This window comes from Lyngbya sp. CCY1209 (assembly GCF_035615495.1).
GTDB lineage: Bacteria > Cyanobacteriota > Cyanobacteriia > Cyanobacteriales > Microcoleaceae > Limnospira.
The window spans coordinates 1-15,402 of the sequence record NZ_JAJENU010000585.1; the positions used below are offsets into that span (position 1 = coordinate 1).

The 15,402-nt window shown below is 52.1% G+C and carries 12 protein-coding genes and 1 CRISPR repeat array; of the genes, 4 read left to right on the top strand and 8 right to left on the bottom strand.

Going from position 1 to position 15,402, the window contains the following annotated elements:
* Positions 1–346: 346 nt before the first annotated feature.
* From LKE08_RS21100 to crtD, 8 genes are all read right to left on the bottom strand, one after another.
* The gene (locus LKE08_RS21100) at positions 347–835 is read right to left on the bottom strand and encodes a rhodanese-like domain-containing protein (RefSeq protein WP_324706230.1); all 489 of its coding nucleotides are present in this window, start codon (positions 833–835) and stop codon (positions 347–349) included.
* A gap of 55 nt (positions 836–890) precedes the next feature.
* Entirely contained in the window at positions 891–2,912 is a 2,022-nt protein-coding gene (locus LKE08_RS21105) for a glycosyltransferase 61 family protein (protein ID WP_324706231.1), read from the bottom strand.
* A gap of 158 nt (positions 2,913–3,070) precedes the next feature.
* Complete coding sequence (locus tag LKE08_RS21110; protein WP_324706232.1) at positions 3,071–4,417, bottom strand: MFS transporter; 1,347 nt, start codon at positions 4,415–4,417, stop codon at positions 3,071–3,073.
* A gap of 603 nt (positions 4,418–5,020) precedes the next feature.
* Positions 5,021–5,983, bottom strand: a complete 963-nt coding sequence (locus LKE08_RS21115) for a BadF/BadG/BcrA/BcrD ATPase family protein (RefSeq protein ID WP_324706242.1) — start codon at positions 5,981–5,983, stop codon at positions 5,021–5,023.
* A gap of 186 nt (positions 5,984–6,169) precedes the next feature.
* Positions 6,170–7,006 (bottom strand): DUF4231 domain-containing protein, encoded by an 837-nt coding sequence (locus LKE08_RS21120; protein ID WP_324706233.1) that lies wholly within the window; start codon positions 7,004–7,006, stop codon positions 6,170–6,172.
* 163 nt (positions 7,007–7,169) lie between these two features.
* On the bottom strand, positions 7,170–8,261 hold the full coding sequence (gene aroB, locus LKE08_RS21125) for a 3-dehydroquinate synthase (protein WP_324706234.1): 1,092 nt from the start codon (positions 8,259–8,261) through the stop codon (positions 7,170–7,172).
* 59 nt (positions 8,262–8,320) lie between these two features.
* The gene (locus tag LKE08_RS21130) at positions 8,321–8,506 is read right to left on the bottom strand and encodes a hypothetical protein (RefSeq protein WP_324706235.1); all 186 of its coding nucleotides are present in this window, start codon (positions 8,504–8,506) and stop codon (positions 8,321–8,323) included.
* Between the two features lie 111 nt (positions 8,507–8,617).
* Positions 8,618–9,897: direct repeats of the CRISPR family, unit length 37 nt; unit sequence GTTGCAACTATCCAAAATCCCTTTTAGGGATTGAAAC.
* 385 nt (positions 9,898–10,282) lie between these two features.
* Complete coding sequence (gene crtD / locus LKE08_RS21140) at positions 10,283–11,818, bottom strand: C-3',4' desaturase CrtD (RefSeq protein ID WP_324706237.1); 1,536 nt, start codon at positions 11,816–11,818, stop codon at positions 10,283–10,285.
* A 137-nt stretch (positions 11,819–11,955) separates the two neighbouring features.
* On the opposite strand from crtD, the gene LKE08_RS21145 reads away from it, so the two are divergent.
* The 4 genes from LKE08_RS21145 to LKE08_RS21160 all read left to right on the top strand — a co-directional run bounded on the left by LKE08_RS21145 (position 11,956) and on the right by LKE08_RS21160 (position 15,255).
* The gene (locus LKE08_RS21145) at positions 11,956–12,198 is read left to right on the top strand and encodes a hypothetical protein (protein WP_324706238.1); all 243 of its coding nucleotides are present in this window, start codon (positions 11,956–11,958) and stop codon (positions 12,196–12,198) included.
* Complete coding sequence (locus tag LKE08_RS21150; RefSeq protein WP_324706239.1) at positions 12,186–12,629, top strand: type II toxin-antitoxin system VapC family toxin; 444 nt, start codon at positions 12,186–12,188, stop codon at positions 12,627–12,629. The genes LKE08_RS21145 and LKE08_RS21150 overlap by 13 nt, the downstream gene beginning before the upstream one ends.
* 377 nt (positions 12,630–13,006) lie before the next feature.
* Complete coding sequence (locus tag LKE08_RS21155; RefSeq protein ID WP_324706240.1) at positions 13,007–13,459, top strand: universal stress protein; 453 nt, start codon at positions 13,007–13,009, stop codon at positions 13,457–13,459.
* Between the two features lie 71 nt (positions 13,460–13,530).
* Complete coding sequence (locus tag LKE08_RS21160; protein WP_324706241.1) at positions 13,531–15,255, top strand: hypothetical protein; 1,725 nt, start codon at positions 13,531–13,533, stop codon at positions 15,253–15,255.
* Positions 15,256–15,402 lie beyond the last annotated feature (147 nt).

Consider the following 15,402-nt stretch of genomic DNA (forward strand, 5'->3'; position numbering starts at 1 on the left):
GGGAGCGGAGGGAGCGGAGGGAGCGGAGGGAGCAGGGGGAGCAGGGGGAGCGGAGGGAGCGAAGAAACGGGTGGAACATCCAGACCGCTTGGGAATCAATTCCCCGAGGGCGCAAGCCAGGGGCCCCTACCAGCAAAAATCATATTCAGATGATTGATAAATTTTCTGCCTCCCCTGCCTCCTGGAGCCTTTGTAAGGGGGGAGAATTGGGGTTTCGGATTCTTTCCCCCAAACAGAACTGTAAACACTTGCCGAGCGATACTTGCGATCATTTCTATTCCCGATTCCCGATTCCCGATTCCCGATTCCCGATTCCCGATTCCCGACTCCCTACTCCCTATTAAATCTATTTTTCTAAGATTTCTCCCGCTTCTTTCCAGCCTTTGATGCTGGGGGGAAATCCTTTGACGTTATCGTATCCGAGCAGTTGCAGGGAGGCGACGCCGATTCCTGTGCGGTAGCCGCTGGAACAGTAGAGAACGACGGTGCGATCGCGGGGGATTTTGTCGAGGTTGTCGGTGAGCGATCGCAGGGGGATATTGATCGCCCCTTTGATGTGTCCGGAGGCGTATTCGGAGGGTTCCCGCACGTCCACGAACAGGGCGCGATCGCCGTTTGTGAGTTGTTTGGCTTTCCCCACTTTCATGATGGTATAATAACCCCGGGGAATTTTGTGGAGAAATTGATCCACGCCGTCCGCGAGGTTCTGATTCGACAGTTCGACGGCTGACGGGGCATCGGCGATCGCGGCGGGGATCAGACCCCAATTCCAGACCGGAAAAATGAATCCCAAAACGGCGATTATCGTCGCCAATAGCACTTGTTTAAATTTCATGGTAATATGGAAGTTTGACGGCGTTTCGGGGTCATCTACAAATCCCCTACAGATATTAAACCACATTGGCAAATTTCAGCACGTCGAGCAACCGCCGGGGGGCGATCGCGATATCTTCGGAGACGCTTTTGGGGTACAGGAGACGCTGCAAATATTCGCCGGGGAGGGTTTCGCCTAGACAATAATAGTAATTCAACTCCGCCAGATTGCTCAACCACCAGTAACAGTGATAGACGTAATTGGGAGAAAATAACTCGATCGCGATCGTTCCCGGCTGACAAAATACCAAGTTCGTCAAGCCGCTGCCGTGGGGGGCGACGATAACTTTTGCTTGGTTAAATAATCTCGCCTGTTCGACGACGGATAAGGTTTCGAGGTTGACGGTTTTAAATTCGTATTTTTCGAGGATTTCAATCACTTCACCTTCATTCAAAATTCGCCGGGTTTTGGCCGATTTTCGGCTAATATAAATTCGGTCAAAATTATCGCTATTTGTGGTATCTTTAATCTCTAAAAATTGTCGCTTTAACCACCGGCAGGTTTGCGGGTTTGGCCAGGAAATGTGACCGGAAAAGGAGGGGACGATGAGGCGATCGCCCCGGATGTGGGGATGGTGTATCGGGTCGATCATGCGGGTTTCTGGGATGTTCAAAATATCCAACGTTTCCCGCTGAAAGGGGAGGCGATCGCGGACGATAAATCCGTCAATTTCAGATAACTGAAATCCCGCTTTCTGTAACAATCCGATTTTTGGCAGTACATCCAAAATCCAATGAAAATAAATGTCGTTCGATAACCCAGATAAAACGGCAATATTGCCTGAAAAATATTCGATTTTTGGTAAGGTTTTCAGCGATAAAATTGAATGTTTGCTGGGGTGCTTATCGGGGTGTCGGGGACTCAAAATGGGGAAGTCCGGGGACAGATCGGCTAAAAAGTGATTATTTGCGGCGATAACTGCACTTTTGGTTTGGGTGGGATCTAGCCAGTATCGCCCTTCAGGGACAACGGTAACAAAAGAAGCCGGAAGGGTGAGTTTGGAACCGAATCGGAAGCTAAAATGGACGGAATGATCCGGGGTTTTGGGCGGTTTGAGTTTGAGGGTTGTTTCCGGTTCGATCGCTTTATACTGTTGATTTGCAGATACCGCCCAATCTCGCGTCCATTCGTAAAATAATTGGGGCGGTTCGACGGGATTCGACGGCGGGATGCGATCGGGTTGCGGGGATTGCCGGTGAAATGATAGAAGTTTTTCCAATAACTGTAAAAAAATGGGCGTTGGGCTATTATTTTCGAGTAAGCCGTTTAAAAATTCTACCCGGATGCGATCGCGTTCCAAATCGGCGATGTTGGCACAATAAAATCGGGCGAAATCGGGTTGTCTCTGAAGTGCTGATCTCCAAGTCTGCATCCCCTCTTCATGTCGTTGAAGACGCAGCAAAACCCAGCCCAAATCCGCGATCGCATCGGCGAAGTCGGGAGCGATCGCGATCGCCCGCCGAAACGTATCCAGGGCGTTTTGCAATTGTTCGGTTTTCAAGTAGCAGATTCCGAGGCGATAGAAAATTTCTGGATTTGATTTTAAAGACAGTGCCGTGATATAATAATGGAGGGCATCGGTAAATTTTCCCAACTTTTGCAATACGACACCGCACCGGCAGTAAACGTCAAATAAATCGGGTTTGATTTCCGTCGCCTTTACCCACCACGCGATCGCCTCGTCCAACCGTCCCTGAAGTGCGATCGCCTCTCCCAAATGGACGTATATTTCGGGGGAATCTCCGTCCAAATCGAGCAATTGATAATCGATCAATTCCGAGCGTTCGGGATAGTAATTTTTTTGATACTCTCGCGACTTCCGTTTGAGAAACTCGATCAGAGTGGCGAGGCGGCGATCGCTTTCCCCGGCATCGTCTGCAGTGATTCCCGCGAACCAAACCTCCTGGGCGGCGAAATCTTCGTGGTTGAGGAGAAACGCCAATCCCAAATTCCAATAATTCGACAACTCGTCCGGGCGAGTTTCCAGGCGGGTTTTGTAGGCGGCGATCGTACTTTCGAGGCGATCGAATTCATCCATAAGATTGGAATTAGATTAACTGGATCTGGCGAGGGCGTATGCCATACGCCCCTACAGTCGATTCGAGGGCAAATATACCGTCACCCCCAACATTATATTTCAACCCCGTAGGGGCGCAAGGTTTGCGCCCTAGCCGGATTTGCACCGGCCAAAACCGATCAATAATCGGGTTGTTGAATCGCCTTATTGGCGCCGGGGACAACTCTCGGCAAAGGTTCGATTCGCTGGGTGAGGACGGCGGCGATCAGAAAGAACGCCCCGCCGATAATCACGGCCATCAGGCGATCGTCGTTCAGGAGATTTCGCATCACCCAACCGAAGCCCAGAGAGACGGTAATCTGCGGCAAAACGATAAAGAAATTAAAAATTCCCATGTAGATTCCCGTCCGTTCCGGCGGCAGACATCCCACCAGCATCGCGTAAGGCATGGAAAGGATGCTCGACCAAGCAATTCCCACCCCGATCATCGGCAATAATAGCAGATATTTATTGTCGATCGCCGCCAGGGAAAACAGCCCCACCGCACCGCAAGCTAAACAGAAAGCGTGGGCAATCTGTCGGTTGGTGGCTTTGGCAAGTTGGGGGAGCACAAAAGAGAAGCCGAAACACACTGCATTGTAAGCCGCGATGCAGAGTCCGGCCCACTCCACCCCGTCGGAATAGAGCACCGAATTCTGGTCCACCGCCCCGAAAATATTGCGGGCGACGGCGGGGGGAAAATAGAGGAAAATACAATACATCCCCATCCAGGTAAACCACTGCACCCAGGACAACTGCCGCATCGTCTCCGGCATATCCCGCAGAGCATCCCAAATTTCCCGGAGTCCGTCCAGGACGCCGCCGCCGCTTTCGGCTTCAAAGGCTTCGAGATCCTCTGGGGGATATTCCTCCGTGCTCAACACCGTCCACAGCACCGTCCCCAAGAAAAACGCCGCGCCGGTATAGAAAGATAACTGCACGGTGAGGGGAATGGCCCGTCCGGGCTCGCTGATGGACGAAACGTGGAAAACGTGGTTCAACAGCCAGGGAAACGCGGATGCCGTCACCGCACCCAACCCGATGAACAAACCCTGCATGGCGAAACCCCGGGTGCGCTGATCTTCGGGCAGCAAATCGCCGACAAAGGCCCGGAAGGGCTCCATACTGATGTTGGCGGAGGTGTCGAGTATCCACAGCAGTCCCGCCGCCATCCAGAGGGCTGAAGCGCTGGGCATGAACACCAGGGCGATGGAACTGAAGATGGCGCCGACCAAAAAATAGGGCCGTCTCCGTCCCAACGCGCACCAGGTGTTGTCACTCATGTGGCCGATTATCGGCTGGACGAATAGCCCCGTCAGGGGCGCCGCCAGCCACAGGATCGGTATTTCGTGAGCCTCGGCGCCGAGATGTTCAAAGATGGCGCTCATATTTGCCATCTGTAAACCCCAGCCAAACTGAATGCCGAAGAATCCGACACTCATATTTACAAGTTGCAAAAATGTCAAATTTGGTTTTTTGACCATCATCTATTCAATCGTTGTCTGACAACTGTCACTACATCACCCCCATTCGCCGTTTCAGGTCTAGAGGCAAGTTCGGCTCACTCCCATTATACAAATTCCCCAGGATGGGACATCTGTCGGAGAGTCGGGATGGGGGAAAGTGGGGGGCGATCGATGAGAAAATTTGAACTCGGAAATTTCAAGACCTAATCTATCTGGCTTCAAATTTTATTTTTCTAAATAGTCTCGGTCGTCCAAATAATTTGCGATATTGATTAAAATTTGTTTGAGATAGATAATAACTATATTTTTAATTTTGAATAGGTCTTGAGAAGTGTAATTTTTACCGAGTTCTTTAAATGATTTCAAATCGAAATTTTTACCACAGAGGCACAGAGGAACACAGAGAGAGGAGGTGTCCTAACCTAAATGCGTAGTGCTATAATATCGACAGAAATTTGGTTGAGATTATCGATAATTTTTTCGGGCGATCGCTTTCTGAAATTCTTTAAAACGACGATAGACATTTTGATTTTTCCGAATTAAAGCAACATAAAATATTGATGACATATCTGGGAAACCTATTTTACCCCAAAATAACCGATCTGTCAAATTGTGGGACACCTATCAATGGGATACTCCGGAGTCCAAGTTGAGTGCTAACAGCGCCGCACCATAGGCGGGTTCGTGGCGGGGCCAGAGCACGTCTGCTTGGGGAGCGATCGCACTTATTCCAGCAATAAATCGGCGTCGGAGGTTCGCCATGCCGCGCCAAACTCCCCCCATTGTGACGATTTCCAAGGCTTCCGCCGGGTCGAATAATTCTGCGATCGCCACTTTTGTCGCCCCGATCAATTCCTCGGAAATATCAGTAATAATCCGATCGCCAAGGGTGTCGCCATCCGCCGCCACGCGATCGACGATGGGGGACAATGCGGCGATGTCTTTGACCGCCAAATTCCGCCGGTAAATCACCTCGATCAACCCGTCCGGAGACTCCAAATTGAAGTGCGATAAAAACGCTTCTGTCAACGCCGTCGGCGGCAGACGTCCGTCAAACGATCGCATCACGGCCCGCAACCCACGAACGGCGATATCGTAGCCGCCGCCCTCGTCGCCGAGGATGTAACCCCACCCGCCGACTCGCTTGGTTTTTCCCTGCGAATTGCGGCCGAAAATCTGGGAGCCCGTCCCGGCGATCGCGACAATTCCCACATCGTGGCCCAACCCCCCCACCAGGGCGATCGCGTTATCGCCGCCGATCGCAAAATTTTCCGGTTTGACATCCCAATTGAGGGGAAAATCGGGGTCCGATTGGATCTGTCCGACCCATTTTCGCACCGTTTCCACATCCTCCGGGCGCCCCACCCCCGCGAGTCCCAAACCCAACCCGCCAACCGTGATTTCACCCGTCGCCTGACTGACGGCTTGGAGTATGGCTTTTTTGATGGCACTTCCGGCGGCTTCGAGTCCGATGGTTTGATAGTTGGAAGGTCCAGCCTCTCCCCGCCCCAAAACCTTGCCGCGATCGTCCATCAACACGCAAACCGTTTTCGTCCCGCCGCCGTCTATTCCGAGTCCCAGCATGATTGAATGTTATAAATGTCGAATTTTCCCACAATTTTACCGGCCGTTTTGTCTGTATCGAAACGGCAATGGGGACAGCATTTTTACTGTCCCCAGAGTTGTGGATCGTTTCAGTTGGTCAGTTTTGGGGGCGATCGCGACTATTTTCAAGCCAGCGATCCGCCCGATATCAGTTGCAGGTTGAGCTCACTAAACCCGGACTGCTGCGGGGGAATTGGATTCCGTTTTTTCCTCCTTTTTCTCCTCTTCTTGCTTCTCGGCGGCGACTTGTTGAATCTGCTTCAAGTGGACTGTGTTCACCTGGGTGATAAAGTTTTCGATCGCCACTTGGGCTCGCTTTTGACGTTCCCGGGGCTCCGAAACGTCGGTGCAGCGGTAAGCCGGACTGATTCCCAAAATGAATTTTTCCTGTTCCGCTTCCAGCAATTCAACGGTTTTGTTGGCTTCGATCCATCGTTCTTGGAAGGGAAAAGAGGTGACGATACTGGAAACGATCGCCGAGATAGCCGGAAAGATGACCGGCAGCCACTTAAACCAAGACGGCCCCGTGTCCAATCGTTCGACGACGACGAGAATGGGGGTGACGCCGGATAAAATGACGGTGGAAACTTGGGAAATGTAGTAGATGTTGCGCGAATTGACCCGCGTTCTTTTGTAATCGTTGATCAATTCTTGGCTGTACTTCAGCGCCCGGGTTCGGGCTACCGCGATTTTGGTTTTCGCCGACCCTTCATCGGCATCCAGCATGGAGTTTTGGATTTCAGATTTGGTGATAATATCCGACTGAATCTGCAATCTTTCCAAGCTAGATCCCACCTGTCCTTTGATCAGGAAGACGAAGAAAAGCGCGGACAGAAAACCGATCAAATACAGGGCAAATGTCTGCTGATTTTCGGTCGCAAAATAGAACAACAATACGGTGCAGATCGAAGCGGTCAGGAGTAGATACTCGACGATTTTGAGTGAAGAATAGACTTTCGCCAAACTTGACTCTTCCGGAGAGGTGAGGGATCCCCGACTTTCCATCGGGTTAATTGACTCAATATTTGTCATAATTTTTAACAGTTCTGACGGGGCTTTGTCAGAAATCAGAGGGATTGAACTAGCTCGATCATAACACCGGCTTTTCCGACATGACAAGAGCAAAGAGGGACAATATAGCACTCAGATCAGATCCGGAAATTGGGACTCACATTTTCTGCAACACGTCGCGGATGGTTTCCGAAGGGACGCGATCGCTAATGATAACCGTCCCGATCGCGGTGGGGAGGATAAACCGCACCTTGCCATCCTTCACCTTTTTATCAGTTTGCAGCAGGTCGATAATGTCGTCAATCTTCAACCCCGTCGGGAGGCGAACCGGCAAACCCGCCTTTTCAATTAATTCCAATTGACGGCGATCGCACTCGGAAGGCCACAGGTCTAGGTGCACCGCAATTTGACTGGCCGCCACCATGCCGATCGCCACCGCTTCCCCGTGCACCAATTCAGTATAACCCGTCAAACTCTCCACCGCGTGGCCGATGGTGTGGCCGTAATTCAAAATCGCCCGCAGTCCCGATTCTTTTTCGTCTTTACTGACGACATCCGCCTTACTCTGACAGGATCGGACTAAAATTTCCTGCAACTGTTCCGGCGCCACGGCTTCCATGCGATCGAGGCGATCGGTTTTTTCCAACTGGGAAAACAATTCCCCATCCCAAATCACCCCATATTTGATCACCTCCGCCATTCCGGCCCGAAATTCCCGTTCCGGCAACGTCGCCAACACTTCCGGATCGATCGCCACCAGACGCGGTTGGTGAAAGGCGCCGATCAGGTTTTTTCCCCGGGGATGGTTCACCCCGGTTTTGCCGCCGACGGAGGCATCCACCATCGCCAATAGAGACGTGGGCACCTGCACGACATTGATTCCCCGCAGCCACGTCGCCGCCGCGAATCCCGCCATGTCCCCGACGACGCCGCCGCCGAGGGCCACGATTGTGGAGTTGCGTTCGAGGCGATGTTCCAACGCCGCATCATATATTAACTGTAGGGTTTGGGGGGTTTTGTACTGTTCCCCGGCGGGGAGGGTGCACGACGCCACTTGAAATCCAGCCGTTTCCAGGGATGCGATCGCCCGTTCTCCGTAGTGTTGAAAGATTTCGGGGTTCGACACCAGCAATACTTTTTTGCCCAATTTCAGGGGGGACATCAGGGGGCCCAACCGATCCAAATTGCCCGCGGCGACGGCGATCTCGTAGGACATCGGCCCCAAGTTGACGGGTATGACGGATGACATGATGGTTTCTTCGTTACCGATTGTTCTCGATCCCTCATGCTACCATTTAGAGAGGTTTTTCAGTCGGGACGGTGGCGATGCGACAGCGCAAAATCGGCGGGTTCGGGAATGGGGGGTTCGGGATGAAACTGCGCGACGGGGTGGCTGTAGAAATTGGCGGGTTTCTGGATTTGCCTGAATCCTCCGTCAGCACTGGCTTTGAGGGCGATCGTCGCTCCGACACCCCCGCGCACCTTACAGGGCAAGGGTTTCGGCGATTTGGGCTTGCTTTTTCGATCGCGATCGTGCTATTATTAGGGGGCATCGCGCAAATGAACCTTGAAAACTGCATACAGCACAGGTTTCAATGGGTGGCAGTTGCAACTATCCAAAATCCCTTTTAGGGATTGAAACCGGAACAATGTTAGTTCCACCGGGGACAGCCCAATGTTGCAACTATCCAAAATCCCTTTTAGGGATTGAAACGGCGATACTGCCGATCCTGAAGGGGTGATCGGTATCGTTGCAACTATCCAAAATCCCTTTTAGGGATTGAAACTCCGCAAAACGGGATAAGATATTTTTTCTGGGAGCTGTTGCAACTATCCAAAATCCCTTTTAGGGATTGAAACCTCCTTAATACATGGTACGAATATCGAATCAGTAGTTGCAACTATCCAAAATCCCTTTTAGGGATTGAAACGAGAAATGGGTTGAATTTTCCTGTTGTGTGTGGATCGTTGCAACTATCCAAAATCCCTTTTAGGGATTGAAACGTTTTCGGGTCGTTTGCCGCGCTCAAGATAATGAAGCGTTGCAACTATCCAAAATCCCTTTTAGGGATTGAAACCGGGGTCGGCTACCGTGCTAGAGTCAATCCGTAAAGTTGCAACTATCCAAAATCCCTTTTAGGGATTGAAACAGGTGAGTTCTAGCCGCGAAAGCCATTTCTAACACCTGTTGCAACTATCCAAAATCCCTTTTAGGGATTGAAACGAATGTTTATCCGGCTTTTGTTGCTTGCTTTCAGTTTGTTGCAACTATCCAAAATCCCTTTTAGGGATTGAAACCAGTCGGAAACTTTGTCTCACCCGACTGATATTTATTCAAGTTGCAACTATCCAAAATCCCTTTTAGGGATTGAAACACTTTTTCGCTAATTTTTTCAGATGATTTCGGGCGGGTTGCAACTATCCAAAATCCCTTTTAGGGATTGAAACGTGGCGACGGGGGCGACGGCCACTCCCGCCAGCGCTTGTTGCAACTATCCAAAATCCCTTTTAGGGATTGAAACACTATAGGATTCGACGTGCCATCGGTAGAGGTAGGTTGCAACTATCCAAAATCCCTTTTAGGGATTGAAACCTTGATAATCTGTTCTTTGAGTGGCTGCAGTTGGTGGTTGCAACTATCCAAAATCCCTTTTAGGGATTGAAACGGATGGGTTCGTCATACATGGTCAATCATCCCTCCGTTGCAACTATCCAAAATCCCTTTTAGGGATTGAAACCTCGATTCATCGGCATGGGGAAACCCCCAATTTTTGAGTTGCAACTATCCAAAATCCCTTTTAGGGATTGAAACCGAGCCATCTTTTCCCTGGCGATCGCCAGGATGATTGTTGCAACTATCCAAAATCCCTTTTAGGGATTGAAACAATTGAAGTCCGGTTGTGCAGTAAAAGTCCCCCTTGTGAAGGGGGATTTAGGGGGATCGTCCGTATCTGATGCGATCGCAAACCACTCTATCGGGCATTGCCACTCAATTGACCAAATCCCCCCAAACCCCTATAATACGGCACGAGAAAGTCAACCCGACGACTCTCCGAGCTCAACTAACATTCTGGAGTATTGACCATGACCATTGACGGTGCGATCGCCTACGCCCTGCTTTACGTTGTCGCCCTCGGTGCCGCCGCCGGGCTCCTGTTTGCGTTGCGACTCGTCAAATTGATTTAAGGGTAATTGTAGGGGCGAATGGCATTCGCCCTTTCCGATCGTGGATTCACAGGCAACCCTATAAGGTTGCCGCCACAGATTTTGTTATTGGCAGGCTTCGAGTTGCCGGACCACCGTCCAGGCGGAATAGGAGACGCCTGCGGTGCCCTCGCCGGGATGGGTGCAGTCCCCCACCAGCCAGAGTCCGTCAACGGGGGTGCGGTTGGCGAACCCGAAGGGGCCGAAGGTGGAAATTCGCTGGCCCACGCCCCCGACCACACCCCGATCGCGGGCCGTGTAGCGGGCGAAGGTGCGGGGGGTGGCGGCTTCTCGGTGGACGATCGTTTCTGGGGTGAGGTGAAAGTAGGAACCCAGGCGGGCGATCGCATCTTTTGTATACTGTTCTTTTAACTGTTCGTAATCCTCACAATTCCACCATTTTTCAGTATCCGTAAAACTCGAAGCCGTGATGGTGGCTTTCCCGTCCGGCGCCCGTCCGTCCCCGGGTTTGCTGACGGAGACGAATAGGGAATTATTTTCCGCGATCGGCCCGTCGTAATCGTAGAGGAATTGTAGGTGGGGGGGACAGCCCGGGGGGATGGCGGATTCATCCACTCCCAAATACACGACAAACGCGCCAGACGCAGGGGGAAGATTTTCGATCCTGTGGCGGTAGATGCGATCGCCGATATTCGGAGAAATATTATCTTTCTCTCCCAACAATTTTACCACATTTTGAACGGTGAGATTGCCGATAATTACATCGGCGGTTTCTCGCCAGGTTTTCCCATTTTTTTGGTCGCGAATTGTCACCGCCACGGCCTTTCCGTTTTCGGTGGCGATCGCCTCGACGGTGTGGCGCATCCGCAGGGTTCCCCCGTCCCGTTCCAAACTCTCCACTAGGCGATCGCTCAACACCTGCATACTGCCCTGGAGGTGATACAATCCCTGGGGTTCCTGGGAGACACCCAAAGCCGTCGCCGCGTACAGCAGGGCGGTTTCGTCGGTGTTGACCTGGGAGTACAATTTTAACTGCAAATCGAGGAAGGTTTTCAGGCGGCGATCGCGATCGAGTCCGTAAAGTTTGAGCAAATTGCCGACGGTTAAAAACGTAAAGGGCAGGGTGATCAACGTATCCGGTCGAAACGCTTTCGCTAATTGTATTATATCCCAAATATGGCGCGGTGGCAACACCGGATCGCGACTTTGAAACCGCCAACTGGCGTCAAATAACGTTCCCATCAACTGCCAAAACGGTTCGCTTCCGGGAAACTGCCGCTGCCGTTCCAGGCGCCATTTTTCCGGGTCGCGCCAGATGCTGACGGGTTCGGTTTCTCCGGGTAGAAAAACCGCGCAGGCGGGATCGCAGGGCGTGGCCTCGGGTAGGTCGATCTGCAATTCCGAGAAAATCCGGTGGTGAATGCCCCCCGGTTCCAACCCCGCCACCTGGGTGGCGCCGACATCGAAGGTGAACCCCCGGCGCCGGAAGGTAGACGCGCATCCCCCGGGGACGATCGCCTGGTCGAAAATGGACACGGAGTAGCCACGACGGGCCAGCAGTGCCCCGGCGGTGAGTCCGCCGATACCGGCGCCGATTACGATCGCCCGTTTGCGGGCGTTTCCGCTGTGAACCTCTGCCATCGGTCTTTACATTTCTTAACACTCCTTCTCATAATAGCAACTTCTCGGCGGGTGGGGGGTGCGGGGGTGCGATCGCGCCCGTGCTACGGTTGAGGGTGAGAACACAAACAACCATTTGAGAAAAGGTCGGTCAATCAATGATGCAGTCCGCCATCCGAATCACCACCAAAGTCCTTCCCGGCAATAAAGTGGAAGTTCAAATTCCGTCGGGTTGTGAAGGTCAGGAAGTCGAAGTTTTTGTGGTTCTTCCCCCACGAAAAGCGATCGGCCGGCAGAATATCCTCAAGTTTTTGGAGGAGTTGCGCGATCGTCATCCCCAACGTTCCGCCGAAGACATCAACCGCGATCTTGCCATAGAAAGGGATTCATGGGACAGCTAAATCTATCCGATTTTCAATCGGTTTATATCGACACATCAGTTGTCATTTATACCGTCGAAGCCAACCCATCCTATTACTCGCTCCTTCAACCGCTTTGGGAACGGTTTCAAATCGGCGATATCGAACTGATGACCAGCGAGTTGACCCTGATGGAAGTATTGGTCATGCCAATCAGACAAGAAAATTATACTTTGATCGAAGATTATCGAAATCTTCTGGAATCGACACAAATACAATTGATTCCCATTGAGAGAGAAATTCTATTGGGTGCGGCCGAATTGAGGGCGAGAACGAATTTAAAAACACCGGATGCAATTCATGCGACTACCGCCATAAATGCCAACTGCGATCTTTTTTTAACCAACGATCGTGCATTCGATCGCATTTCTATTTTATCCGCAATTATTCTTGACGATGTATTGTATAGTTGACAACTCGATTCCTTCAGGCGATTGCTTCGGGAACAAACTTTGAAACCCTGATTGCAAGGAGTGAGGAGTGAGGACTTTCTCACTTCTTTTTTTCCCTACCCCCTACACCCAACGCGAAGCGCCATAACTCGAACTGAGTCCGGTTTAGGCTTTACCAAACTTTAATAAATGACGGCATTTTCTTTACACAATCTTTAAATAGGGGGCTTGACCCCTCACCCCAAAAAAGCTATATTATGTTATGTAGATGCACCCTGATGGTAGAGAGAGTCGCTCAAGCAGCTCTCTCTTTTTTTTTGGGCCGTCGTCGCCGTCCGCTCCTTGCCGGAAGGGTTTCAGAATGATATGATTTGGCATCTCACTGGATGTAGCACCCCATGCAAAATATTTTGGCCGCGATCGATTTCTCGGACGTCACGCCCGCCACGATCGCCCAGGCGGAAAAATTGGCCCGGGCCTTCGGGTGCAAGCTGTGGCTGATCCACGCCGTCGCCCCGGAACCGGACTTTGTGGGGTTCGGCAGCGGCCCCCCTTCGGTGCGGGAAGATACCGCCAACGCCTATCGCAAAGAACATCATCAACTCCAGGAGTGGACTCAAACCCTGCGTCAAAAGGGCATCGATGCCACGGGTTTGACGATTCAGGGGGCGACCGTCGAGACGATTTTGGCGGAAGTGGAGAAGCTGAAGGCCGATCTGGTGATTGTGGGTTCCCACGGCCACGGCCGTCTGTTTCAGGCGATCGTCGGCAGTGTCAGCGGGGGGATTCTCCGGAAAGCGGACTCTCCGGTGTTGGTGGTTCCCGTACCTCAACGCGATCGCAAAAACTGACGTTTGGGGGTAGGGACAGCGAAAATCCGATCTACAATAGGGCGTCATTTCTGTCAGGGTGTCGGTAAATCATGGCACGACGCGATCGCGGAACGTCCCCCCCAGAAAATCCCATTCACTTGATTTTGTTAATCCTTTGGTGTGCGATCGCTTTAATTGTACGCCTGATTGATTTGGATGCCAAACCGATCTGGAGCGACGAATTTGCCACCCTCGCCTTCAGTCTCGGACGGGGATTCCATCAAATTCCCCTGGACGTGCCCATCGCCCCGGAACTGCTCCTGCACCCCCTGGAAGTCGATCCGAGTTTGGGAGTCGCGGCCGTCCCCGAGCGGTTATTCGCGGAAAGTAACCATCCCCCCGTCTATTTCATGCTGACGCACCTTTGGGTTGACGGGTTGGCCCCCGCCGGCGAGCTCGTCCCCATCGGCATCGCGCGATCGCTCAGTGTTCTATTTGGTGTGGCGACGGTGCCCGCTTTATTCGGGTTGGCTGGGCTGTCCTTTCGTTCCCGAATTGTCGCACAAATAGCCGCGGCCTTGATGGCCGTTTCTCCCTTCGGCGTTTATTTGGCCCAGGAAGCCCGACACTACACTTTGGCGATTTTGTTGGCGATCGCATCTTTGGCTTGTCTGAGCGCCGGAATTCGCCGTCTGAACCGCCAAATGTCTCTCCCCCCGTGGCTGGTTATCGTCGGCGTCGGGATCAATACGTTGGGGGTGGCGGTGCATTTCTTTTTCGCCTTTCTGTTACTCGCAGAAGGGGCGATGGTTTTGGGGCTTTGGATTCGGGATCTCCGCCGTTCTCCGTTACAATTTCCGGCCTTCAAAACTTGGAAGGGGTTCTATTTCGTCGCCTTGGGGACGGCGGCGGGGGGGCTGGTTTGGCTGCCCATTTTCCTGCAAATTTCCGGCGGGGACAGCGAGTTGACGGCCTGGGCGTCTCCCGGCGATCCGATGGAAATATTGATTCAACCCATTGCCAGAATTGTGGCTTGGTTGACGACGATGGTGGTTTTGTTGCCGGTGGAAAATCAGTCCTTACCGGTTATTATAATTTCCGGTATCGTTACCTTCTTTATTTTGGGAATATTGGGGAAAGTTTGGGTTGACGGTTGGCGGGTTCTGCCCCCATCCCGGCGGGAGTCCGTGCAGTTGTGGGGGGGTTTGACGCTGGTAGTTTTGGTGCTGTTTTTGGCGATCGCCTGGGGGTTCGGCATCGACCTCACGTTGGCGGCTCGATATCAGTTTATTTACTTTCCGGCTATTTTGTTAATCGTGGCGGCGGGATTGGCGGCGGGGTGGCAAAATCCCGGAAAATATGATGGGCGAAGATGGGCGATCGCTCTCATTTTGACTGTTTCCTTTTTCAGTGGGTTGATGGTCGCCCATAATTTCGCCTACCAGAAACCCGATCGCCCGGAATGGGTGGCGAGGGCGATCGCGTCCCATTCTAATCCGGAGATTCCCACCCTGATCGCCACGGTTCATAAAAGCCACGAACAGACGGGGGAAATGATGGGAATCGCCTGGGAATTGCAAAAGTTTGGAATGCCAGAATTATCGCCCTTTTTCCTGCTTGCCCACAAGTACGAAAAAGAGGGTTTGACTGCCACGGCGACCCTCGATCGCACCCTCAAAAAATGGCCCCGCCCCCTGAATTTGTGGACGGTCAATTTTTCCGCCCACTTCGATCCCTCCCTCTACAATTGCCAACTCGAACCCGGTACGAAATCTTACGTTCCCGGCTATTATTTTCAGATGTATCGCTGCGGAGAAACACCCCTTGGGAATTGAATTACCAAGCTAATCGCACAAATACTCTCGCATCGGATTGGGGAGAATTGGTTTCAAAGTCCCCCTTTCAAAGGGGGATTTAGGGGGATTTTTCGGTTCCCAAACAGTGAAGCATCCCCCCCAGCCCCCCTTTGTAAGGGGGGAGAA